This is a genomic window from Actinoplanes sp. NPDC049598, from assembly GCF_040675435.1.
Classification (GTDB): Bacteria; Actinomycetota; Actinomycetes; order Mycobacteriales; family Micromonosporaceae; genus Actinoplanes.
The window spans coordinates 196,575-218,718 of the sequence record NZ_JBFAOX010000003.1; the positions used below are offsets into that span (position 1 = coordinate 196,575).

Genomic DNA, 22,144 nt, shown 5'->3' on the forward strand with positions numbered 1-22,144 from the left:
ACAACGCACTACCAGTGCAAAAAGCGACGATGAGGAGCGGCGATGGCGGACCAAGTGGCGATCGTGACCGGGGCCAGTCGAGGGATCGGGTTCGCCATCGCGCAACGCTTCGTGGCCGACGGCTACAAGGTGTGCATCACGGGCCGGGACGCGGAGGCGCTCGACACCGCGGCCAAGGATCTGGGCGGGGCCGACGTGGCGATCGGGGTCGCCGGCAAGGGCGACGATCCCGACCACCGGGCCGCGGTGATCGACACCGTGCTCGGGCAGTTCGGCCCGGTCACCACGCTGGTCAACAACATCGGCATCAACCCGGTGTACGGCCCGCTCGGCACGATCGACCTCAACGCCGCCCGGAAAATCTTCGAGGTGAACGTGATCGGGACGCTGGGCTGGGTGCAGGAGGCCCTGCGGGGCGGCCTGGGCGAGGGCGGCGCGATCGTCAACATCTCGTCGGTCTCCGGCGTGCGCCCGTCACCCGGCATCGCCTTCTACGGGGTCACCAAGGCCGCGCTGATCCACCTCACCGAGGAGCTGGCCATCGAGCTCGCGCCCAAGGTCCGGGTCAACGCGGTCGCCCCGGCCGTGGTCAAGACGCGCTTCGCCAGCGCCCTCTACGACGGCCGGGAGGAGAAGGTCGCGGCGGGCTACCCGCTGGCCCGGCTCGGCGTGCCGGAGGACGTGGCCGGCGCGGTCGCGTTCCTCTGCTCACCCGACTCGGCCTGGATCACCGGGCAGACCGTCGTCATCGACGGCGGCGTGACCCTGACGGGGACGGTCCAGTGAAGCGTGTCGTGGTCACCGGCGCCGGTGGCGGCATCGGGGCCGCCCTGGCCCGGCGGTTCGCCGCCGAGGGGGCCGAGGTCATCGTCAACGACCTCGATCCCGACGCGGCCCAGGCGGTGGCGAGCGAGATCGGCGGTCTGGCCGTGCCGGGCGACGCGGCGAACGAGGACCACACGCGCAACCTGATCGACACCGCGTGGGCCGAGCTCGGCGGCATCGACCTGTTCTGCGCCAACGCCGGGGTGCTGACGGCCGGTGACGAGAGCACACCGGACGAGGTGTGGCTGCGCGACTTCAATGTCAACGTGATGTCGCACGTCTACGTCACCCGGGCCCTGCTGCCCCGCTGGCTCGACCAGGGCGAACAGAAGCGTCTCGTGATCACCGTGAGCGCGGCCGGTCTGCTGTCGTTGCTGGGCAGCGCGCCGTACGCGGTGACCAAGCACGCGGCCTTGGCGTACGCCGAGTGGCTGCGCGCCACGTACGCCCACCGCGGGGTCACTGTGCAGGCGCTCTGCCCCCAGGGCGTACGCACCGACATGCTCACCCGCGGCGGCGAGCGCGGCAGTGCGAGCGCGGCGCTGCTGGCCGAGACCGCCATGGAGCCGGACGACGTCGCCTCGGTGGTGGCCGAGGCCCTGAAGGGCGACAGCTTCCTGATCCTTCCCCACCCCGAGGTGGCCGACTTCTATCGCCTGCGGGCCAACGACCCCGATCGCTGGCTCGGCGGCATGAACAAGATGCAGCGGGCCTTCGAAGGGAACGGCCGGTGAAAGGACTCGACCTCGAGAAGCTGCGCGCCTATCTGGGCTCGGAGGCCGAGCTCACCGGCCGGATGTTCGCCGGCGGCCGCTCCAACCTGACCTACGCGGTCACCGACGGCGAGAACCGCTGGGTGCTGCGCCGCCCGCCGCTGGGGCACGTGCTGCCGACCGCCCACGACATGGTGCGCGAGCACCGCGTGCTGGAGGCGCTGTCCAAGGCCGGCTTCCCGGCGCCGCGGCCGGTGCTGCTGTGCACCGACACCGAGGTCATCGGGGCCCCGTTCTACCTGATGGAGCACGTCGATGGGCGGATCTACCGCGACATCGCCGATCTGCGGGCGCTCGGGCCGGAGGCGATGCGCGGCCTGGCGTTGTCCCTCGTGGACACTTTGGCCGATCTGCACGGCCTCGACCCGTACGCCATCGGCCTCGGCGACTTCGGGAAGCCGGAAGGCTTCAACGCGCGCCAGGTGAGCCGCTGGAAGAAGCAGCTCGACGCGTCGCGCAGCCGCGAGGTGGCCGGCATCGAGGAGCTGCACGCGCGGCTCGCGGTGGACATCCCGGCCGGCGGCCCGGGCGCGGTCGTGCACGGCGACTTCCGGCTCGACAACGTGCTGATCGGCGATGACCTGCGGATCAACGCGGTGCTCGACTGGGAGATGTCCACCCTCGGCGACCCGCTCAGCGACGTCGCGCTGATGATCGTCTACGCCGGTCTGCCGCTCAACGTCGGCGGCGACGGCCGGCCGAGCGCGCCGCTGAACGTGCCCGGCCACCCGAGCATCGCCGAGCTGAGCGCGCGCTACGCCGAGCGCAGCCGGCGCGATGTGAGTGATCTTCACTGGTATGTGGGATTCGCCGCTTTCAAGCTGGCGGTGATTCTCGAAGGCGTGCACTACCGCTACGTTCAGGGCCAGACCGTGGGTGAGGGCTTCGAGACGATCGGCAACCTCGTCGGCCCGCTGGTGATGCGGGGCCACGAGGCGCTGGAGGGACACTGATGGACTTCGGCTTCGACGCTCAGACCGAGGACTACCGCAAGCGACTGCTCGCCTTCATGGACGAGCACGTCTACCCGGCCGAGGCGGGCTACCACAGCGACGGCTGGGAGCCGCCGGCGATCCTGGAGAGCCTCAAGGCCGCCGCGAAAAGCGCGGGTCTGTGGAATCTCTTCCTGCCCGGTGAGCACGGCGCGGGGCTGACCAACCTGCAGTACGCCCCGCTTGCCGAGATCACCGGCCGCAGCCCGGCCATCGCGCCGGCCGCGCTCAACTGCGCGGCCCCCGACACCGGCAACATGGAGGTGCTGGCCGAGTTCGGCAGCGCCGAGCAGAAGAGCCAGTGGCTCTCGCCGCTGCTGGACGGCACGATCCGGTCCGCCTTCGCGATGACCGAGCCGCAGGTCGCCTCGTCCGACGCGACCAACATCGGCACCCGTATCGAGCGGGCCGGCGACGAGTACGTGATCAACGGGCACAAGTTCTACATCACCGGCGCGATGAACCCGAACTGCCGGATCTTCATCGTGATGGGCAAGACCGACCCCGAAGCGGCCCGGCACGTGCAGCAGAGCATGATCCTGGTGCCACGCGACACTCCCGGCCTGACGGTCAAGCGCGGCATGACGGTCTTCGGTTACTCCGACGGCGACCACGGCGGGCACGCCGAGCTGGTCTTCGAGGACGTCCGGGTGCCGGCGGCCAACCTGATCGGCGAGGAGGGCAGTGGCTTCGCGATCTCACAGGCGCGGCTCGGCCCGGGCCGCATCCACCACTGCATGCGGCTGATCGGCATGGCCGAGCGGGCCCTCGAGCTGATGTGCACGCGGGCGCTGAGCCGCACGCCGTTCGGCAAACCGCTGGCCGAGCAGGGCGTGATCCAGGATTGGATCGCGGAGTCGCGGGTGCGCATCGAGCAAGCCCGTCTGCTGGTGCTCAAGGCCGCCTGGCTGATGGACACGGTCGGCAACAAGGGCGCGCACACCGAGATCCAGGCCATCAAGATCATCGTGCCGTCGACCGTGGAGTGGATCGTCGACAAGGCCATCCAGGCCCACGGCGCCGCCGGCACGAGCCAGGACACGCCGCTCGCGGCCCTGTGGGTGGCCGCGCGCACGCTGCGCCTGGCCGACGGCCCGGACGAGGTGCACAAGCGGTCCCTGGCCCGGCGGGAGTTGAACCGCTACCGGAGCGCCACGTGAGCCAGGCACCGCAGCGGGTCGACGGGCGCACCGCCCGGTCGGAGCGGACCCGCAACGCGATCGTCGACGCCCATCTTCAGCTGATCCGCGAGGGTGACCTGCGGCCGACCGCGGATCGGATTGCCAAGCAGGCCGGGGTGTCGCTGCGCGCCCTGTGGAGCCACTTCGCCGACATGGAGGCGCTGTTCCTGGCCAGCGGCCGCCGCGTCCTGGAGATCCGGGACGCGGCGCACCGGCCGGTCTCGCCGGAGCTGCCGCTACCGGAGCGGATCGACGCCTACTGCCGCCAGCGCACCCGCTTACTCGAGCAGATCGGGCCCACGGCCAAGGCGGCCGCTTTGAAGGAGCCGTTCTCCGAGACGCTGCGCCGCTACCGGCAGTTGCACGTGGAGCGGGTCCGGGCCGAGCTGAGCACGCTCTTCGCGGCCGAGGTCGACGGCAACGACGAGCTCCTCAACGCCCTGACCGCCATCAGCATGTGGCCCACCTGGTCCACCTGGCGCGAGACGATGAACCTGTCGGTGCCGGCCGCCCGGGCCGCCCTCTCCCGCACCATCACGTCGCTCCTGACCGCCGCGCCGTCACCGTGAGCCGCCGCGGCCGAGGAACTAGGTGGACGTGTCGTCCGCGCCGCCGCCAGGGCGGGGGCGGGCGTTGCGGAGGCGGATGCCGCTGAAGCCGAGCGTGCTGGTGATGACCTGGTCCCAGAACGACCAGAGGTTGTCCAGCAGGCGCAGCTGAATCCCGGCGGCCGCGTGGCACTCGATGAGGTCGCCCACGGGCTCGGGCGGACCGAGCGGGCGCACCGGCTCGGTGGCGACTTCGGCATGCGGATCGGCCGGCGGCTCGCCGATCGGGTGGAACGGCGCGGCCGGGAGCCGGTAGGCGTACAGCTTGGTGGTGCGCATGGCGTCCCACCAGGCGTACTCGATGGCGTGCACCCGGTCGCCGCAGCCGGCGCCGACGATGCGGTCCTGGTCCACATCGGACGTGCCGTCGCGCACCCAGGCCATGGCCCGGGGGCACTGCCGTGGGAACCAGTAGTCGGGCGCGCGGTCATAGTTCACGGCCCAGACGTACGCCTCGGTCTCCCGCGACGTCGGCGCCACGTGCGGGACGAACAGCTCGATCGTCGGGTCCTCGGAGAAGTGCAGCACCTGGCCGGCCTCGGGTCGCATCCACCGGTTCTAACCCATGGACGCGCCCGAGACCTCCGAATAACGCCTCAGATGACCACGACGGAGCGGGCGCCCTCGCCGCGGGACATGCGGTCGAAGGCGTCGGGGACGCCGGCCAGTTCGATCCGGTCGGTGATCAGGTGGTCGAGGGAGAGCCGGCCGGCCAGCACGTCGGCGGCCAGGGCCGGGATCTCGACGTCCTGGTCGGCCTGGCCGTAAACGGACGAGCGCAGCGTGCGGTTGGACGAGAAGATGTCCAGGGCCGACAGCGACACGAGGTCGTCGTTCGAGCCCATGCCGACGACCGTCACCTTCCCACCGCGGCGGGTGGCCCGCCAGGCGGCCCGGATGGTGGCCGCGCGGCCCACGCACTCGAAGGCGTGGTCGGCGCCGCGACCGGAAGTACGGCCCCGGATCTCCTTGGAGAGAGTCTCGGAGGAGACCACGAAGTCGGTCGCGCCGGCCGCCTCGGCCAAGCCCTTCTTGGCCTCGGAGACGTCGACCGCGATGACCTCGGTGGCGCCGGCCGCGCGGGCCGCCGCCACCACCGACAGGCCGACCCCGCCGAGACCGATCACCACGACCGACTCGCCGGCGGCGACCTGGGCCGTGTTGCGGACGGCGCCGAAGCCGGTCAGCACGCTGCAGCCGAGCAGGGCCGCCCGTTCGAAGTCGAGCTCGGAGGGGATCCGGATCACCGCGTTCTCCGGGGCGACGACCTGCTCGGCGAACGCGCCCAGGCCGAGGCCGACGTGCACCGGCACGCCGTCGAGGGTCACGCCGTTCTCCAGCGAGGCCACCCCGGACGACGTCGAGCACAGCCACGGCTCGCCGTTGCCGCAGAACCAGCAGTTGCGGCAGGCCGGCTGCCAGTTGAGCACCACGTGGTCGCCGACCGCGGCCCGGGTGACCCGCTCGCCGACCTCGACCACCTCGCCGGCCGCCTCATGACCCAGGACCAGGGGGTACGACGGGCGGATGGTGCCGTTGACCATGGACAGGTCGGAGTGACAGACGCCGGCCGCGCGCACCTCGATGCGGACCTGGCCCGGGCCGACCTCGGGCAGGTGCAGCTCGGCCACCGCGGGCCGGGCGGCCGGCTCGGTCAGGACGAGCCCGTTGAACCACTTGGTCATCGCTGGATCGCCTTCACCTGCTGGAATTCGGCGAGACCGTACTCGCCGAGCTCACGGCCGACACCGGACTGCTTGTAACCCCCGAAGGGCGCGAGCGGGTTGAACGCCCCGCCGTTGACGTCGACCGCGCCGGTCCGGAGACGCCGCGCCACCGCCAGCGCTCGATCCTCCGAGCCCCACACACCGCCGGCCAGCCCGTACTTCGAGTTGTTGGCGATCGCGACCGCCTCGTCGTCCGACGAGAACGGAATGATCGACAGCACCGGCCCGAAGATCTCCTCCTGGGCGAGCTCGCTGCCCGGGTCCACGTCGGCGAAGACGGTCGGCGCGACGAAATGTCCCTTGGACGGGACGGGCGCGTCGAGTCCGCCGGCCACCAGTCGAGCGGAGGCCCGCTCGACAAAACCCCGGACGCGAGAAGCCTGGGAGGCCGAAACCAGCGGCCCCAGACGCGTGGACTCGTCGAACGGGTCGCCCACGGAGTAGCCGGCGGCGGTCTTGGCGGCGAGCGAGACGGCCTCGTCGTAGTGGTCGCGGTGCACCAGCATGCGCGTCCACGCCGTACAGGTCTGGCCCGAGTTCAAGAACGCGTTCCCGACCCCGACCTTGACCGCCTTCGTCACGTCGGCGTCGGACAGGATGACGTTGGCCGACTTGCCGCCCAGCTCGAGCGCGACCTTGGCGATCCGGTCGGCCGCGGCGTGGGCGACGGCCCGGCCGGTGGCGGTCGAGCCGGTGAACGACACCATGTCCACATCGGGGTGTCCGGCGATGGCCGCGCCGACCCGCGGGCCGGTGCCGGTGACCAGGTTGAGCACGCCGGCCGGCACGCCCGCCTCCTCGGCCGCGTCGAACAGCAGGTAGGCCACCAGGGGCGTCAACTCGCTCGGCTTGAGCACCACCGTGCAGCCGGCCGCCATGGCCGCGGCGACCTTGGCCACGACCTGGTGCAGCGGGTAGTTCCACGGGGTGATGGCGCCGACCACGCCCACCGGCTCGTGCGCGATCAGCGAGTTGCCGATCGTCTCCTCCTCGACGGGACGGGCGGCCGTGTCCGCGTACCCCCGGAGGACCGCAAGGGGCAGGCCGGCCTGGACCCGCTGGGCCACCTTGAGCGGCGTGCCCAGCTCGAGCCCGACGGTTTTGGCGATGTCGCCCGCCCGGGCGGCGAGCGAGGTGTGCAGCCGGTCGAGCACCTCGGCCCGCTTGGTCATCGGGGTGGCGGCCCAGCCGCCGAAAGCGGCCCGGGCGGCGGCGACGGCGCGATCGACGTCCTCCGGGGTGCCGGCGGGGACGTGGGCCAGGACCTCCTCGGTCGCCGGATTCTCCACCGCGATGGTCTCGGTGGAGGCGGGCGCGACCCACTCCCCACCGAGGTAGAGGTGTGGGCGATCGAGCGATGTCATCAGCGGCTCTCCATCTCTAGTCCGGTGATCAGCAGGTCCAGGCCGAGTTCGAAGGCGCCCTCGTCCACGGCCTCATGATGCTCCGCCAGGCGCGGGGCGTGGTGCAGGTGTGGATAACGTTCGTACAGCTGTGGATCCACGTCGAAGCCGAGCGCGAACGAGCCCAGCGCCGACCCGGTGACCAGATAGCGCATCAGCGCGCCGATGTGCGTGGCCCGGGCGTAGCTCCAGCCGGCCTCGACCAGGGCTCCGTACACGGCCTCGGCCATGGCCAGGCCGGCCGGACGACGGCCCGGGCCCTGGGCGAGCACCGGCACGATGTTCGGATGCTCAGCCAGCACGGCTCGGTACGACTTGGCCCAGCTCCGCAACGCGTAAGGCCACTCGCAACGGCCGAAAGCTGACAAATCGACTTTCGAGACAACCGCGTCGGCCACGGCGTCGACGATCTCGGCCTTCGTGGCGAAGTGGTTGTAGAGCGACGGCCCCTGGACCCCCAGCTCAGTGGCGAGCCGGCGCATCGAGAGCGCGTCGAGCCCCTCGGCGTCGATCAGCGCCGACGCCGCCTCGACGATCCTGTCCCGCGTCAACAAGGCCTGTCTCGGCCGCGCCAAGTCGGTCTCCCCACGAAAAACTTGCACTGGACGTGTTAAAACTTACACCGCTAGTTTAAAGCACATGGACTTCTCGCTCACCGACGAGGAACGCGCGATTCGCGACACCGCCCGCCAGTTCATCACCCGCGAGGTCATGCCGCTGGAGCAGGAGGCGCTGCTCCGCGAGCGCCGCCACCAGCCCGGCCTGGAGCTCAGCGAGCTGCGGGAGCTGCAGCAAAAGGCCAAGAAGTTCGGCTTCTGGGGCCTGTCGACCCCGGAGGAGTACGGGGGGATGAACCTCCCGGCCGTCCTGCAGTCGCTGATCTGGACCGAGGTGGGCCGCACCTTCGTCCAGTTCAAGTTCGGCGGCGAGGCGGACAACATCCTCTACTACGCCAACGAGGATCAGAAGAAGGAGTACCTGATCCCGACGATCGAGGGTGAGCGGATCTCCTGCTTCGCCATCACCGAGCCCGGCGCCGGCTCGGACGCGGCCAACATCAAGCTCAGCGCCCGCCGGGACGGCGACGACTGGGTGCTCAACGGCGAGAAGACGTTCATCACCAACGGCAACGACGCCGATTTCGTCATCGTCGTCGCGGTCACCGACAGGGAGAAGGGCGTCCGCGGCGGCGGCACGACCGCGTTCCTGGTCGACCGTTCGATGGGCTGGCGCTCCGAGTTCATCCAGACCATGGGCGAGGGCGGGCCGGCGGCGCTGGTCTTCGACGACGTCCGGGTGCCGGCGCGCAACATCCTGGGCGAGATCGGCCAGGGTTTCGAGCTGGGCATGAAGTGGATCGGCAAGGGCCGCTACCTGATCCCGTCGAACGCGCTGGGCATCGCCGAGCGGGCGCTCGGCATGGCGATCGACTACGCCAACACCCGGGAGACGTTCGGCAAGCGGATCGGCGAGAACCAGGCCATCCAGTGGATGATCGCCGACTCCGAGGTCGAGATCGAGGCCGCCCGCTGGCTGATCCTGCGCGCCGCGTGGACGGTCGACCAGGGGGAGGACCCGCGGCACTCCTCCTCGATGGCCAAGCTGTTCGGCGCGAAGATGGTCAACGACGTCGTCGACCGGGTCATGCAGATCCACGGCGGCATGGGCTACACCCGCGAGCTTCCGATCGAACGGTGGTACCGCCAGGTGCGACTTATGCGTATCTATGAAGGCACCGACGAGATGCAGCGCCTGATCATCTCGCGGGACCTGCTGCGTGGTTACACCAAGATCGGAGGGCATTTGGCATGACCGACTGCACCGAGTGGCACTCAGCCGCACATATAGACGGCCTCGCAGACGAGGGCCAGAAGGGCATGCCGGAGGTGGGCTCAGTATGACCCAACTGTCGCTCGCCACCGTCCTGGCCGAGTCGGCTCGTAAGTACCCCGACAAGATCGCCGTGATCGACAGCGTCACCACGGAACGGATCACCTATCGCGATCTCTGGCAACAGACCTTGGCGTACGCCTCGGGGCTGCGAGCGCTCGGCATCGGCCCCGGCGACGTCGTCGCGATCCAGATCCCCAACCTCGCCGACTTCCCCCGCGTGTACTACGCGACGCTGGCGGTCGGGGCGACGATCGTACCGATGCATTTGCTGTTGACTCCCCAGGAGAACGCGTACGTCCTGCGGGACAGCGGGGCCAAGCTCCTGGTCGCGCACTCCTCGCAGCTGGAGAACGCGGCCGCCGCGGCCAAGCTGGCCGAGGTCGGCGTCGTCTCCGTGGGGCCGGCCGTGCCCGGCATCGACCGCCTCGAGGAAGCCGTCACGACACCGCTGCGGACCTATGTCAGCCGCGAGGCCGAGGACGTCGCGGTCATCTTCTACACGAGCGGCACCACGGGAAAGCCCAAGGGCGCCCTGCTGACCCACCTCAACCTCGTGATGAACACGATGGTCAACGTCTTCGACATCCATGACCTGCACGCCGACGACGTGGTGATGGGCTGTCTGCCGCTGTTCCACACCTTCGGCCAGACGGTCGGGATGAACGGCACGTTCCGCCTGGGCGGGACGATCGTGCTGCTCGCCCGCTTCACCGGCGAGGCCGCCATCCAGCTGATGGTCAAGGAGAACGTGACCATCTTCCACGGCGTGCCGACCATGTACATCGGCCTGCTGGAGGCCGCACCGAAGGCCGAAAAGCTGCCCGACCTGCGGCTCTGCGTCTCCGGCGGCGCCTCCCTGCCGGTCGCCGTGCTGGAGCGGTTCAGCGAGACCTTCCACGCGGAGATCTTCGAGGGGTACGGGCTCTCGGAGACCTCACCGACCGCGACCACCAACCAGCCGGCGTTCGGCACGAAACCGGGCACGGTCGGCCACCCGATCTGGGGCGTCGAGGTGGAGATCGCCCGGCCCGAGATCGACGAGCGGATCGAGTTCCTGCCCGACGGCGAGCTGGGCGAGATCGTCATCCGCGGTCACAACGTGTTCGCCGGCTATCTCAACAACGAGGCGGCGACCCGGGAAGCGGTGGTCGACGGCTGGTTCCGTACGGGCGATCTCGGCACCAAGGACGAGAACGGGTTCATCGCGATCGTCGACCGCAAGAAGGACCTGGTGATCCGGGGCGGCTTCAACGTCTATCCGCGCGAGGTGGAGGAGGCGCTGGCCCGGCACCCGGCCGTGCATCAGGTGGCCGTGATCGGCGTGCCCGACGCGGTGCACGGCGAGGAGATCTGCGCGGTGGTGGTGACCGACGAGGGCAGCATCACGGCCGACGAACTCATCGAGTGGTCCCGCGAGAAGCTCGGCAAGCACAAGTACCCACGCCAGATCCGGTTCGCCGAGACGCTCCCGCTCGGCCCCAGTTTCAAGGTCCTCAAGCGGGAGCTGCGCAAGACGTACGGCTCAGACGCTCAGTAACCCCGGCAGTTCCGCGACGATCGGCTTGTCCGCGGGCAGCCAGTGCACGCTGTCCAGCTCGTCAACCCCGAGCCAGCGCATGGACGTGTGCTCCAGCGCCCGCGGCATGTCGCCCCCGAGCAGCCGCGCGTTGAAGACCCGCAGGACGGCCCGGCCGTGGGCGAGCGAGACGTCCGGGCCGACCCGGGGGCCGACCTCGACGCGTACCCCCAGCTCCTCGACGCACTCGCGGGCCAGGGCCTGCTCCTCGGTCTCGCCCGGCTCGACCTTGCCGCCCGGGAACTCCCAGCGGCCCGCCACCTCGGGCGGGGCCGAGCGCTCACAGGCGAGGACGCGGCCCTCGTTGATGATCACCGCCGCCACTATGACTCTGCGTGACTTAGGTGACTTGACATCCTGTTCCGGCCGCATGAGATCAGAGCTTTCCACAAAAGTTTGCCGTTCCGGGTGCCCGAGCCGTCCCGATCGTCACGCAAACACATATATGTGGGCGTGGACATGCTTGTCCCGGCGAGCGAGACTGTGAGGCACCGACCATGACGACACGGCGACAGTTTGGCCACAAGCCGGCAACGACGCCTGGGGGGATGGCGATGCGGGCCAGAAGACAGCGAGTGAACCGCTCCGACTACCTAACCGACGCTCTGACCGTGCTGAGCGAGTGGACGCGCGACGGCGTCCAGCTCCGGCGCGAGCTGGCATGCGACGACAGTCAGCATGCCGCATTGACGGAGCGGATCAAGGTGGCGGCGGACACACTGCGCATTCGACCCAACATCCGGCGAACCGACGGTCACACACAGATCTGTCTGGGCGATCGAGACGGCGACACCCTCACCGACGGTGAGGTCGCCCTGGCCGCCCGGATCGAGGATTTCTACCGCACCGTGACAACCCCGCAATAGCCCCACATCGCTACGCTCGGCCCCATGAGTGAAGTGATCTACGACAGCAAGGGCCAGTACGAGCAGGTCCAGAGCGGGCTGCTCGAGGGCGAGACGATCATCGCCGTCTACGACGCCATCGGCGCCGGCACCGGCTTCATCGGGCTCACCAACCGCCGCGTGATCATCCAGGACAAGTCCTTCGTCGGGAAGCGCTTCGCGATCACCAGCATCCCGTACTCGAAGGTCAGCAGCGTGAGCGTGGTCAGCAACAAGAGCTGGGCCGGCCAGTTCTTCTCCACCGGCACCATCGCCATCACCGTCGGCCAGCACACGTACGAGGTCGAGTTCCGCGGCTCGGACAAGACCCACCACGTGCACAACGTGATCCTGCACTACGCCAGCTAGAGCACCCTCGTGGGCAGCGGCGTCTCGGTCACGGACCCGTCGTCCTGTTTGCGGAGCGAGTAACCGCGCGGCCCCGGCCGGTCGGCCACGACCTCGGCCAGGGTCGTGCCGCGATAGACCAGGCCGGCACCGTCATCCGTGGCGTAACCGTCACCGAGCGTCCCGTTGGCGATCAGCTCGTGCATCTTCGGGCGGCGCTGCTCCTCGGCGTCGTAATGGACGCCGTTGCTGTACGGAAGCCAGCCCAGCCCGTCCGTGAACGCTTGCAGGTCGGGCCCGAAGCTGTCCGTGCTGCCGCCCTGATGCCAGCAGATCGAGCCGGCCGAGACGCCACCCAGCACCACGCCGGCCTGCCAGGCCTCGTGCAGGATCTCGTCCACGCCGTGCACCCGCCACAGCGCGCACAGGTTGGCCACGCTGCCGCCGTGCACCCAGATGATGTCCTGCTCGAGCAGGTGGGCCCGGATGTCCGGCACGTTCGGCATCGGGATGAGCTGCAGGTGCGACGCCTCGAACTCGGTCCGCGCGAAGGCGGCGTAATGCGCGCCGATCACGCCCGGGAAGTCGCCGCTGGCCTGGGTCAGGAAGCAGATCCGGGGCCGGGACACGTTGGCCAGCTCGGCCGCCAGCCGATGGATCTTGCCGGGGCGCCAGGCGAAGTCGCCGAACCGGCCGACCTCGAAGAACGCGCTCGTGGCGAGGATGGTGGGTTCATCGGCCGTCATCGCATCATCATCGTGCACGCATCCACGGTGTCGAGCACGAGGTCGGCCGCGATGTCGATCGCCACCCGCAGCCGCAACGGATCGCCGTCGACCGCCGCGAAGGCCTTGTCCACTCGTTGTGCGAAGCCGGCCGGGGCGCCGGGCAGGGCGGCCGCCGCGGCGACCGCCCCCTTCTCGTTGATCAGCCAGTGGCCGGCCGCGCCGTGCAGGGCCTGCGCACACACCCCGACCAGGCGGAACAGACAGCCGGAGACGTACGCGCTGTCGCCGCGGGGCACGCCCTTGCGAGCCAGCATCACCAGGAAATCGGCCTCCCACAGCCCGGCGACCAGCTCCCGGGCCAGCGCGGGTGGGTAGACCCGCAGGCGTTTCCGCAGCCCGGCCAGCTCCCCGGCCGGATCGGTCAGGACCCGGGCCAGGGCCACTTCCCCGGCGTACGCGTGATCGGCGAACCCGAGCGGATGCCCGGCCTGCACGTGGAACCGATAGCGGCCGTGCTCGACGTCGTCGCAGACCGCGGTGACCCGGTCGAGGTCACGGTAGATCAGGTCGACCGCGTGACCGCCGACGTCGAGCCAGCCGCCCCCGTCCACCCAGGGCCCCCACCCGCCCGGCTCCGTGACCTGCGCCGCCGGCCCGGCGATGGTTTTCGCCACCTCGGCGAGCCGGTCGACGTCGAGCGGCCGGCGGTAGTACAGCCCGAGGTCGGTGTCGGAGTCGGGCCCGTGCGTGCCGCGGGCCCGGCTGCCGCCCAGCGCCACCGCGGCGATGCCGGGCACGCGGATCAGCTCGGCGGCGATCTCGGCCAGCCGGGCGTCGGTCAGGCTCATCGGCGCGCCTCGATCAGGACCCGCTGCGCGTGCGAGACGAACATGCCTTTCACGCTGATCTCGTCGTGCACGGCCCGCAACCGGTCGCGATATTTCGCAATGGTGAAGTCCGGCACGGTCCAGATCACCTTCCGCAGGAAATAAGCGACCGCGGCGATGTCGAAGAACTCGGCCCGCAGGCGTTCCGCGCGTACCTCCAGAAGCTCCAAGCCGGCGCCCTCAGCCGCCGCCGCGAGTTGCCCGGGGTGATTCGTCGCCGGAGGCGGAAGGGGGCCGAGCATGGCCTCGGACAATTCCCGATTGGTGCCCGGGCCGATCTGCTGGGACAGAAAGATGCCGCCGGGGCGCAGGATCCGCGCGATCTCGGCCCAGGGCGTGCTCACCGGATGACGGCTCACCACCAGGTCGAACGTGGCATCGCGAAAGGGAAGACGGTCGTCCGCTTTCACGACCAGCGCCGGCAGATTGCGCGCGGCCACCTCCGGTTGCCACGCTTCCGTCGCGACCAGCTTGCGCTTTCCGGGGGTCCGGCCGATGGCGTACGCGAACACCTCGCCCCCGCCGGTCTGCAGATCGAGCGCCGTCTTGGCGTGGGCCAGCCGCTCGGCCACCCGGTCGGCGTAATGCCACGAGGGGCGCTGCTCGGTGGCGCGGCCGTCGAACCAGGAGAAATCCCAACCCTCGAGGGGGACGGCCGCGGCCTCGTCGAGCAGTTCGTCGAAATCCACGCCCTAGTTTGCGGGGCCCCGTCGCGGACCGCACGTGAGATTTCCGAGGGTTCGGCTTACTTCGAACGGCACGTGAGATTTCCGAGGGCTCGGCTTACTTCGAACGGCACGTGAGATCTCCGAGGGCTTCGGCGTTGAGCAGGGCGATGTCCTGGTCGAGGATCGTGACCGAGCCGCCGAGCTGGACCGCGCTCTCCTCGCTTTCCTCGTGGCGGCAGTTGGCCGAGCGGCCGAGCGGCAGGCAGAGGTCGTCGCAGCCCTTGGGCGGCCGGTGACCCGCACCGCCACCGAGCGGGCCGCGGTGGCCGCCTCCGGCCGGGCCACGCCTGGAGCCGAACGCGATCACGCGGTCCTGCGGCTGCTTGGTGACCGTGCTGTCGAGCAGGCGGCGCTCGGTCTGCTTGCCGTCGGTGAAGGTGACCAGGTAGCGCAGGGTCTCCTCGCCGGCCACCCCGGCGGTCCGGATCTTCCTGGCGCCGCGCGGGAGGGAGGGGTCGCGGACGAGCTGGGTCTGGAACGGGATCGGCCGCGTCTCGATCTCCGTGCGGGTGGTCAGCACGGGACGCGGGTCTCCGGCGGCAACCACGGGCGGCGGGGCGGGCGCCGCGGGCGGTTGCTGGTGATTTTGTTGCTGCTGCGGCACGGACCTCTGAGGTTTGGCCCGCGTGCTCTTGGGCGCCGCCGCTTTGGGCGCTCGCGTGGCGGTGCGGTCCGCCTGGTCACTCGTGCGGGGCAGGCTCGCCGCGGCGTCGTACTGCGGCTTGGTCCTTTGATGCGGCGGCGCCGCCGGCTCCTGGCTCGTTCCGGCCGGAGAGGTGGCGTCCTGCCCGACGGCGGTGACGATCCGCGGGGCGGCCGGGTCGTCCTTTGTCAGGGCGGCCACCCCACCCACCGCCGCCGAGGTCACTACCAGCAGGGCAGCGCCGCCGGCCGCCATCCGTACGCCGAACGGCAGCCGGGCCCACCAAGACTTTCGTGGCATTTGAAGCAGTTGCTGCACAGAGTCACTAGTTGTCTGGTTTTGCACCTTAGGCATTGTGCTGCCCGGAGCGGGGGATGCAAGCACCCCCCGCTTTGTGTCCTTTTTGATCAGGCGTTGCGGAGCGGCTTGAGGGCCGTGCTCCAGGCCACCGTCTGGTCGAGGACGGTGTTCAGGGCCGCCTCCTGGTGGGCGCCCGGCAGGAAGGTGCTGTAGTTCTCGAAGTCGGTCGCGAGCGACAGCAGGACCTGGGCGCGGACGTCGGCCAGCATGAGCTCGCCGGCGATGAGGCGCAGGTGCTCGACGGCGCGGGCGCCACCGACCGAGCCGTAACCGACGAAGCCGACGGCCTTGTTGTTCCACTCGGCGAACAGGAAGTCGATCGCGTTCTTGAGCGCGCCGGAGGTGGAGTGGTTGTACTCGGGGGTGACGAAGATGAAGCCGTCGAACGACGCGATCTTCTTGGCCCACTCGATGGTGTGCGGCTTGGTGTACTGGCCCATCGACGGCGGGATGGCCTCGTCGAGGTGGGGCAGGTTGTAGTCGAGAAGGTCCACCAGCTCGAACTCCGCGTCGGTGCGCTTGGACGCGTTGTCCAGCACCCACTTGGCCACGGCCTCGCCGTTGCGGCCGGGACGCGTGCTGCCGAGGATGATGCCGATCTTGGTGGTCATGGTTGCGCTCGTTTCTGTTGAACTCATGTGACGCTCACTAAACTTGCTGCGTCAACGAAGTATTCCTGCGATCCGGCCGTACGATCAATGTCATGTCCGCCACAACGCCCGACCCGGCCCTGCCGCCGGGTCTCACTCCGCTGACGGCCCCGGAGGAGGCAGTCATGCGGGGCATCGGCCGGATGCTGCAACTCCTGCCCCGCCAGCTCAACGCCGATCTGGAGCGCGAGCAGCGGATGTCGGCCAGCGAGTACACGGTGCTGCGGCACCTCTCAGAATCACCGCGGGGCCACATGCGGATGAGCGAATTGGCCCAGGCGTGCGACATGTCACTGAGCGGCATGACCCGGCTGGCGGCCAAGCTGGAGTCGCTCGGCTACCTGAACAGAGTGAAGTGCAAGGACGACCTGCGCGGCTGGAACGCGATGCTCACCGAGCGGGGACTGGCCCGCCTGCGCGAGGCCTGGCCGACCCACCTGGCCAGCGTCCGCCGGCACATCTTCGACCACCTCACCGGCCTCGACCTGGACAAGCTGGCCGCCGCCCTCAACGAGATCGCCGGCGACGCCCCCCGTCAGAAGTAGGCCTCCAGCGCGGCGTCCAGCATGCGTTCCTGAACCTCAGCGGGATAAGCCGCCGGATCGGCCGCGGCAAAGGCGGCGGCCCCCTCGGCCATCGCGATCAGCCCCAGCGCCACCTCGGCGACCCGGCTCGCCGGCCACCCGGGCGCGGCCGCCCCGACCAGCCGCTCGACCCGCTCCCGCCAGGCCCGGTTGTTGGCCCGATGCATCTCGATCAGCTCGGCGTCGGCCACCGCAGCCGCGAGAAAGCCCATCCAGACCACACTTTCGTGACGCGTCTCGGCATCGGTCGCCAGCCCTTGCCGCAACACGTTCCGCAAGGCCTCCCGCGGCGTCGGCGCCTCCTTCTCCAGCGCCTCCACCCGCGCCCGCGTCGTCTCGTGCAGCAACTGCCGCGCATGCCGCAGAAGCGCCTGCCGGTTGGGGAACCGGTGCATGACGAGCCCGGTCGTACATCCAGCGGCCGCGGCCACCGCCCGTACGGTCAGCCGCTCCAGCCCTTGCTGCCCGAGCACGTCCCAGACCGCGCGCGACAGCGCCGCCTCTTGCGCCTTCTTGTCCGCCGTCCTCGCCATGGGAACAGATGTTACCGTAACGCTTGTGACGATCACGATCGAGGAACGCCCCTGGACCGACCCTGTCGGCTCTTTTCTACGCGCCGCCCAGCGCGCCGAACTCGACGCCCGCTACGGCTGCGACGACCACGAGCCCGGCCCCCCACCCTCCGCCGCCGACATCGACCTGTTCCTGGTCGCCCTCGGCGATGACGACCAGCCCCTCGGCTGCGGCGCCCTCCGGCGCCTCTCCCCCACCAGCGCGGAGATCAAGCGGATGTACGTAACCCCAGCCGCCCGCGGCACCGGCGTGGCCACCGCCCTGCTGTGCGCCTTGGAGGACGCCGCCCTCTCCCGCGGCTGGACCACCATGCGCCTGGAAACCGGCCCCGCCCAGCCCGACGCCATCCGCTTCTACGAACGCGAGGGCTACAAGGAGATCCCTTTGTTCGGCCCCTACGTCGGCTCTAAAGTCTCGGTCTGCTTCGAGCGCGTCCTGTCCCCGTTGGCGAGGGGATAACCGGCTACGGTGACGGCATGACCGCCAAGCCGGCGTGGATGCGACCACCTCGGCCCGAGGGCTGGTACGCCGACGATCTCGACCAGCTTCCGGAAGCGCCACGCCACATTGAACTCATCGACGGGTCGCTCCTGCTGCTTGCGCTCGCTACTTCTGCTCGATCCGCGAACTCGCGGCGAGGAAGTAAGCCGCGGTTCCCGGTCGCCGACGTCGGCCGGAACCCCTAAGCCGGCCGCTCGCTATTCACCCTCGGCGCTTTCGGCGATCTCGGGCCGGTGCGTCTTGATCCACGCCTCGACGTCCTCCGCCAGCCAGACGTTGCCCATCTCCAGCTGCGCGATGGGCTCCGGGAAGTTGCGCCGCTGGGTGATCTGGTAGACGCGCGCATACGCACGGGGTATTCGCGCGTATAGCCGCTGAGGTGAAGGGTCGGCTAGCAGCGAACCTCCGGCGACGGAACGTGGCTCGCCGCCCGTTCGACATCTCGATCACGTGCGCCGACGGGACAACGATGCTCCTCCTCGCCTAGGCCATGGGCGCCATGGTCGGCAGCGACCCGGCGGAGGAGCCGTTCCCCGACTATGTGATTCCCACGGAGGTCAAGGCATGGCACCTCAGAGTCAATGCTCAGCCCGCGGAGCACGGGTAGGCGTCCCCGCCCGGTACGTCTCCATCTAACGCAAGAAGGCCGCCCCGCGACCATCAGGGTCGGGGCGGCCTTCTATCCACGAAAGATCGATTACACGTTGAAGCGGAACTCCACCACGTCGCCGTCTTTCATGATGTAGTCCTTGCCTTCCATGCGGACCTTGCCGGCGGCCTTGGCGGCGGACATGGAGCCGGCGGCCATCAGGTCGTCGTAGCTGACGATCTCGGCCTTGATGAAGCCGCGCTGGAAGTCGCTGTGGATGACGCCGGCGGCCTCGGGGGCGGTCGCGTTGACCGGGATGACCCAGGCGCGGGCCTCTTTGGGGCCGGCGGTCAGGTAGGTCTGCAGGCCCAGGGTGTTGAAGCCGACCCGGATCAGTTGGTTGAGGCCGGGCTCGGTCTGGCCGGTCGACTCGAGGAGCTCCTGGGCGTCCTCGGGCGAGAGATCGATCAGCTCGGACTCGATCTTCGCGTCCATGAAGACGGCCTCGGCCGGGGCGACCAGGGCGCGCAGCTCGTCGAGGAACGCGGCGTTGCCGAGCTCGTCCTCGTCGACGTTGAACACGTAGAGGAAGGGCTTGGTGGTGAGCAGGTGCAGCTCGCCCAGCAGCTCCACGTCGATGCCGGCCGCGGCCGCGCCCGCGTGCAGGGTGACGCCGTCGTTGAGCAGCTTGAACGCGGCCTCGGCGGCGGCCACGGCGGGGGCCCGGTCCTTCTTGAGCTTGGCCTCTTTCTGCAGGCGGGGCAGGGCCTTCTCCACCGTCTGCAGGTCGGCCAGGATGAGCTCGGTGTTGATCGTCTCGATGTCGTCGGCGGGTGAGACCTTGCCGTCGACGTGCAGCACGTTCGGGTCGGAGAAGGCCCGCACGACCTGGCAGATGGCCGAGGCGTCGCGGATGTTCGCGAGGAAGGCGTTGCCCCGGCCCTGGCCCTTGGAGGCGCCCCGGACCAGGCCGGCGATGTCGACGAAGCTGACCGGCGCCGGGATGACCTTCTCGCTGTTGAACAGCTCGGCGAGCTTCTCCAGTCGCTCGTCGGGCAGCCCGACGACCCCGACGTTCGGCTCGATCGTCGCGAACGGGTAGTTCGCGGCGAGCACGTCGTTCTTGGTCAGGGCGTTGAACAGGGTGCTCTTGCCGACGTTGGGCAGGCCGACGATTCCGATGGTGAGGCTCACGGAACGTCAGTCTACGCAGCCGTCACCGGAAGAACTTCCGCAGTTCGGCCGCCACCGCCTCGGGGTGGCCGCTGTTGTCGGCCGCGGTGTGGCCCATCCCGTCCAGGGTCACGCGGCGCGCCTTCGGCAGCACCGGTTCCAGACCGGTCAAGACCCGGGAGAGGTACGCGGGTGAGCGTGACCCGCCGAGCAGCAGCGTCTCCGCCGTCACGGCCGCATAGCGGCCGAGCGACCCGGTCGCGTCCTCGACCAGGGTCGCGTCCTGCCGCATGGTGGGCACCAGGTCGCGCATGCCGCTGTCGGATCGCATCCACAGCCGTACGACCGGATTGAGCGCGAGCCGGGGCACATGCCGGAACTCGCCCGTGCCCTTGGTAGCGGTGATCATCGCCGCCGCTGTCCGGCCTGCGGCCAGCTCTTTCTCGTAACGGGGCCGCCACGCCACCGGGTCGTGCGTGCCGTGGCGCAGCGGCGGCTCGTAGAGGGCCAGCCGCTCGATCCGAGGCAGCTCAAGCGCCGCATGGAGCGCCACCACCGCCCCCGAGCTCAACCCGAAAACGTTGCTCGCCCCCGTCTGGTCGAGCAACACCGCCAGGTCGTCGATCTCCGTGCGCAGCCCGTAGTCGGCGCCGACCGGCCCGCCCATCCCCCGGCCGCGCCGATCGGGGACGTACACCTGGAAGTCGCTCGCGAGCGCGATCGCGAGCCGCGTGAAGTTGACCGAGGTCTGCAGGCCGCCGTGCAGCAGCACCACTTTGGGGCCGCCGGCGCCGACGGTCAGATGCCTGATGTCCGTCTGCGTTCTCATGACGTCAACCGTAGTTGACACTTCCGGCTTCGTCAACCAAAGTTGACACGACCATGGCCATGTCCGAATCCCGCCAGCTTTTCGGAACCTCCAGCGCGCAGACTTATCGGCATGGAACTCGACTTCGAACGGTGTTACCGCGCCGTGGACAGCCGGGACCAGCGCTTCGACGGCTGGTTCTTCACCGCCGTCACCAGCACCGGCATCTACTGCCGGCCGTCCTGCCCGGCGATCACCCCGAAGCGCGAGAACGTGCGCTTCTACCCGAGCGCCGCCGCCGCCCAGCGCTCCGGTTTCCGCGCCTGCAAGCGCTGCCGCCCGGACGCCGCGCCCGGCTCCCCCGAGTGGGACGTGCGGGCCGATCTGGTCGGGCGCGCGATGCGGCTGATCGGCGACGGCGTGGTCGACCGCGAGGGCGTGCCGGGCCTGGCCAGCCGGCTCGGTTACACCGAGCGTCACCTCAACCGGCTGCTCACCGCGGAGCTCGGGGCCGGCCCGCTCGCCCTGGCCCGGGCCCAGCGGGCGCAGACCGCGCGCATCCTCATCGAGACCACCGGCCTGGGCCTGGCCGAGATCGCCTTCGCGGCCGGCTTCGGCAGCGTGCGGCAGTTCAACGACACCATTCAAGAGGTCTACGCCCAGGCGCCCGGCCAGCTGCGCGCCCGGCATCAGGTCACGCGCGCCGAGGCCGGGACCATCACCGTACGGTTGGCCTACCGCTCGCCGTTGCACGTCCCGGCGCTGCTCGACTTCCTGGAGGTGCGGGCGCTGCCCGGCGTCGAGGAGCGCGACGGGAACACGTACCGCCGGGGTCTGGCCCTGCCGCACGGAAGCGCGACCGTCGCGCTGAGCCCGGCCGACCGCTTCGTCTCGGCGACGCTGCGGCTGAGCGACGTCCGTGACCTCGCGCCGGCCGTGGCCCGCTGCCGCCGGCTCTTCGACCTCGACGCGGACCCCGATGCCGTCGACGCCACGCTGGGCGCGGACGTCGCTCTTGCTTCGGCTGTCGCACAGGAGCCGGGGGTACGCGTGCCACGCGCGGTCGACGGCTTCGAGATGGGGGTACGCGCGATCGTGGGGCAACAGGTGTCCGTGGCCGGCGCTCGGACGACGCTGGTCAGGATGATCAAGGCTGCTCAGACGCTGGGGCATTCGGACCTCTCCTCCTCGGCGGCGATGGCCGACTCTCCCACTCCGGACGGATCTCTGACGGCCTCGCCAACCGCGCCTCTTTCTGCGTTCCCCTCGGCCGCGGTGGTGGCCGAGCTGCCTGACCAGGCGTTCGGCATGCCGGTGGCGCGGCGGGAGACGATCCGCCGGCTGGCGGCGGCGGTGGCCGACGGCAAGATTGATCTCGAGCCGGGCGCGGATCGGACCGAGACCGTCGCTCACCTGCAGGAACTTCCCGGGATCGGCGCGTGGACCGCCGGATATGTGGCGATGCGGGCGATTGGCGATCCGGACGTCTTCCTTCCCACGGATCTGGCCGTCCGACGTGGAGCCGCAGCTCTCGGGCTTCCGAGCACGCCGAAAGCGCTCGCCGCGCACGCGGAGAAGTGGCGCCCATGGCGCTCATACGGACTTATCCGGCTGTGGAGAGCGGCCTGAGAGTTATCCACAGCCGACCAAGATCTTTCCCCCCGGCCGGGCCGAACGGGCCAGGCTGGAACGCGACCGCAGGAGGACGCC

At 69.9% G+C, this 22,144-nt stretch carries 25 protein-coding genes; 12 read left to right on the forward strand and 13 right to left on the reverse strand.

Annotation, left to right across the window (positions count from 1 at the left end; translation table 11 throughout):
* Positions 1-42: 42 nt before the first annotated feature.
* The 5 genes from AB0J66_RS09570 to AB0J66_RS09590 are packed head-to-tail and all read left to right on the forward strand — an operon-like array spanning position 43 to position 4,340.
* Positions 43-786: an SDR family oxidoreductase gene (locus tag AB0J66_RS09570; RefSeq protein WP_364657831.1), complete on the forward strand. Its 744-nt coding sequence runs from the start codon at positions 43-45 to the stop codon at positions 784-786.
* Positions 783-1,559, forward strand: a complete 777-nt coding sequence (locus AB0J66_RS09575) for an SDR family oxidoreductase (RefSeq protein ID WP_364657834.1) — start codon at positions 783-785, stop codon at positions 1,557-1,559. The genes AB0J66_RS09570 and AB0J66_RS09575 overlap by 4 nt, the downstream gene beginning before the upstream one ends.
* Positions 1,556-2,551 carry a phosphotransferase family protein gene (locus AB0J66_RS09580; RefSeq protein ID WP_364657837.1) on the forward strand — a complete coding sequence of 332 codons (996 nt, stop codon included), beginning with the start codon at positions 1,556-1,558 and terminating at the stop codon, positions 2,549-2,551. The genes AB0J66_RS09575 and AB0J66_RS09580 overlap by 4 nt, the downstream gene beginning before the upstream one ends.
* Complete coding sequence (locus AB0J66_RS09585; RefSeq protein WP_364657840.1) at positions 2,551-3,750, forward strand: acyl-CoA dehydrogenase family protein; 1,200 nt, start codon at positions 2,551-2,553, stop codon at positions 3,748-3,750. Before AB0J66_RS09580 ends, AB0J66_RS09585 begins: the two co-directional genes overlap by 1 nt.
* Positions 3,747-4,340 carry a helix-turn-helix domain-containing protein gene (locus tag AB0J66_RS09590; RefSeq protein ID WP_364657843.1) on the forward strand — a complete coding sequence of 198 codons (594 nt, stop codon included), beginning with the start codon at positions 3,747-3,749 and terminating at the stop codon, positions 4,338-4,340. Before AB0J66_RS09585 ends, AB0J66_RS09590 begins: the two co-directional genes overlap by 4 nt.
* A gap of 18 nt (positions 4,341-4,358) precedes the next feature.
* Here the strand turns inward: AB0J66_RS09590 and AB0J66_RS09595 are convergent, their stop codons facing one another.
* From AB0J66_RS09595 to AB0J66_RS09610, 4 genes are read right to left on the reverse strand one after another with little or no spacing between them, the layout of a single operon-like run.
* Positions 4,359-4,928: a DUF6886 family protein gene (locus AB0J66_RS09595; protein ID WP_364657846.1), complete on the reverse strand. Its 570-nt coding sequence runs from the start codon at positions 4,926-4,928 to the stop codon at positions 4,359-4,361.
* 47 nt (positions 4,929-4,975) lie between these two features.
* Positions 4,976-6,064 carry an alcohol dehydrogenase catalytic domain-containing protein gene (locus tag AB0J66_RS09600; protein WP_364657849.1) on the reverse strand — a complete coding sequence of 363 codons (1,089 nt, stop codon included), beginning with the start codon at positions 6,062-6,064 and terminating at the stop codon, positions 4,976-4,978.
* On the reverse strand, positions 6,061-7,470 hold the full coding sequence (locus AB0J66_RS09605) for an aldehyde dehydrogenase family protein (RefSeq protein WP_364657852.1): 1,410 nt from the start codon (positions 7,468-7,470) through the stop codon (positions 6,061-6,063). The genes AB0J66_RS09600 and AB0J66_RS09605 overlap by 4 nt, the downstream gene beginning before the upstream one ends.
* Positions 7,470-8,084 carry a TetR/AcrR family transcriptional regulator C-terminal domain-containing protein gene (locus tag AB0J66_RS09610; protein WP_364657855.1) on the reverse strand — a complete coding sequence of 205 codons (615 nt, stop codon included), beginning with the start codon at positions 8,082-8,084 and terminating at the stop codon, positions 7,470-7,472. Before AB0J66_RS09610 ends, AB0J66_RS09605 begins: the two co-directional genes overlap by 1 nt.
* 64 nt (positions 8,085-8,148) lie before the next feature.
* Here AB0J66_RS09610 and AB0J66_RS09615 point away from each other — a divergent pair, with 64 nt between their 5' ends.
* Together AB0J66_RS09615 and AB0J66_RS09620 are read left to right on the forward strand one after the other, a co-directional pair.
* The gene (locus tag AB0J66_RS09615; protein ID WP_364657857.1) at positions 8,149-9,321 is read left to right on the forward strand and encodes an acyl-CoA dehydrogenase family protein; all 1,173 of its coding nucleotides are present in this window, start codon (positions 8,149-8,151) and stop codon (positions 9,319-9,321) included.
* A gap of 85 nt (positions 9,322-9,406) precedes the next feature.
* Positions 9,407-10,939 carry a long-chain fatty acid--CoA ligase gene (locus tag AB0J66_RS09620; RefSeq protein ID WP_364657860.1) on the forward strand — a complete coding sequence of 511 codons (1,533 nt, stop codon included), beginning with the start codon at positions 9,407-9,409 and terminating at the stop codon, positions 10,937-10,939.
* Here AB0J66_RS09620 and AB0J66_RS09625 read toward each other — a convergent pair.
* Positions 10,925-11,350, reverse strand: coding sequence for a (deoxy)nucleoside triphosphate pyrophosphohydrolase (locus AB0J66_RS09625; protein ID WP_364657862.1), 426 nt, complete (start codon positions 11,348-11,350; stop codon positions 10,925-10,927). The two genes, AB0J66_RS09620 and AB0J66_RS09625, sit on opposite strands and share 15 nt — an antisense overlap.
* Positions 11,351-11,532: 182 nt before the next feature.
* On the opposite strand from AB0J66_RS09625, the gene AB0J66_RS09630 reads away from it, so the two are divergent.
* Positions 11,533-11,844 carry a pterin dehydratase gene (locus AB0J66_RS09630; RefSeq protein WP_364658671.1) on the forward strand — a complete coding sequence of 104 codons (312 nt, stop codon included), beginning with the start codon at positions 11,533-11,535 and terminating at the stop codon, positions 11,842-11,844.
* Positions 11,845-11,868: 24 nt separating this feature from the next.
* Entirely contained in the window at positions 11,869-12,231 is a 363-nt protein-coding gene (locus AB0J66_RS09635) for a PH domain-containing protein (protein ID WP_364657865.1), read from the forward strand.
* Here AB0J66_RS09635 and AB0J66_RS09640 read toward each other — a convergent pair.
* From AB0J66_RS09640 to AB0J66_RS09660, 5 genes are all read right to left on the reverse strand, one after another.
* Entirely contained in the window at positions 12,228-12,956 is a 729-nt protein-coding gene (locus tag AB0J66_RS09640) for a peptidase E (protein ID WP_364657868.1), read from the reverse strand. The two genes, AB0J66_RS09635 and AB0J66_RS09640, sit on opposite strands and share 4 nt — an antisense overlap.
* Positions 12,953-13,786, reverse strand: a complete 834-nt coding sequence (locus AB0J66_RS09645; protein ID WP_364657870.1) for a nucleotidyltransferase domain-containing protein — start codon at positions 13,784-13,786, stop codon at positions 12,953-12,955. The genes AB0J66_RS09640 and AB0J66_RS09645 overlap by 4 nt, the downstream gene beginning before the upstream one ends.
* Entirely contained in the window at positions 13,783-14,514 is a 732-nt protein-coding gene (locus tag AB0J66_RS09650) for a methyltransferase domain-containing protein (protein WP_364657872.1), read from the reverse strand. The genes AB0J66_RS09645 and AB0J66_RS09650 overlap by 4 nt, the downstream gene beginning before the upstream one ends.
* Before the next feature lie 94 nt (positions 14,515-14,608).
* A complete protein-coding gene (locus AB0J66_RS09655; RefSeq protein ID WP_364657875.1) occupies positions 14,609-15,496 on the reverse strand; it encodes a G5 domain-containing protein in 888 nt (295 codons plus the stop codon).
* Between the two features lie 107 nt (positions 15,497-15,603).
* The gene (locus AB0J66_RS09660) at positions 15,604-16,167 is read right to left on the reverse strand and encodes an NAD(P)H-dependent oxidoreductase (protein ID WP_364657878.1); all 564 of its coding nucleotides are present in this window, start codon (positions 16,165-16,167) and stop codon (positions 15,604-15,606) included.
* Positions 16,168-16,259: 92 nt separating this feature from the next.
* Here AB0J66_RS09660 and AB0J66_RS09665 point away from each other — a divergent pair, with 92 nt between their 5' ends.
* Entirely contained in the window at positions 16,260-16,751 is a 492-nt protein-coding gene (locus tag AB0J66_RS09665) for a MarR family winged helix-turn-helix transcriptional regulator (RefSeq protein ID WP_364657880.1), read from the forward strand.
* On the opposite strand, the gene AB0J66_RS09670 is transcribed toward AB0J66_RS09665, so the two are convergent.
* The gene (locus tag AB0J66_RS09670; RefSeq protein WP_364657883.1) at positions 16,742-17,323 is read right to left on the reverse strand and encodes a TetR/AcrR family transcriptional regulator; all 582 of its coding nucleotides are present in this window, start codon (positions 17,321-17,323) and stop codon (positions 16,742-16,744) included. The two genes, AB0J66_RS09665 and AB0J66_RS09670, sit on opposite strands and share 10 nt — an antisense overlap.
* A gap of 25 nt (positions 17,324-17,348) precedes the next feature.
* Between AB0J66_RS09670 and AB0J66_RS09675 the strand changes: the two genes are divergently transcribed.
* Positions 17,349-17,822 carry a GNAT family N-acetyltransferase gene (locus AB0J66_RS09675; protein ID WP_364657886.1) on the forward strand — a complete coding sequence of 158 codons (474 nt, stop codon included), beginning with the start codon at positions 17,349-17,351 and terminating at the stop codon, positions 17,820-17,822.
* Positions 17,823-18,561: 739 nt separating this feature from the next.
* On the opposite strand, the gene ychF is transcribed toward AB0J66_RS09675, so the two are convergent.
* Together ychF and AB0J66_RS09685 are read right to left on the reverse strand one after the other, a co-directional pair.
* A complete protein-coding gene (gene ychF, locus AB0J66_RS09680; protein ID WP_364657888.1) occupies positions 18,562-19,647 on the reverse strand; it encodes a redox-regulated ATPase YchF in 1,086 nt (361 codons plus the stop codon).
* Between the two features lie 22 nt (positions 19,648-19,669).
* Entirely contained in the window at positions 19,670-20,455 is a 786-nt protein-coding gene (locus AB0J66_RS09685; RefSeq protein WP_364657891.1) for an alpha/beta hydrolase, read from the reverse strand.
* A gap of 111 nt (positions 20,456-20,566) precedes the next feature.
* Between AB0J66_RS09685 and AB0J66_RS09690 the strand changes: the two genes are divergently transcribed.
* Positions 20,567-22,063 (forward strand): AlkA N-terminal domain-containing protein, encoded by a 1,497-nt coding sequence (locus AB0J66_RS09690; RefSeq protein ID WP_364657893.1) that lies wholly within the window; start codon positions 20,567-20,569, stop codon positions 22,061-22,063.
* Positions 22,064-22,144 lie beyond the last annotated feature (81 nt).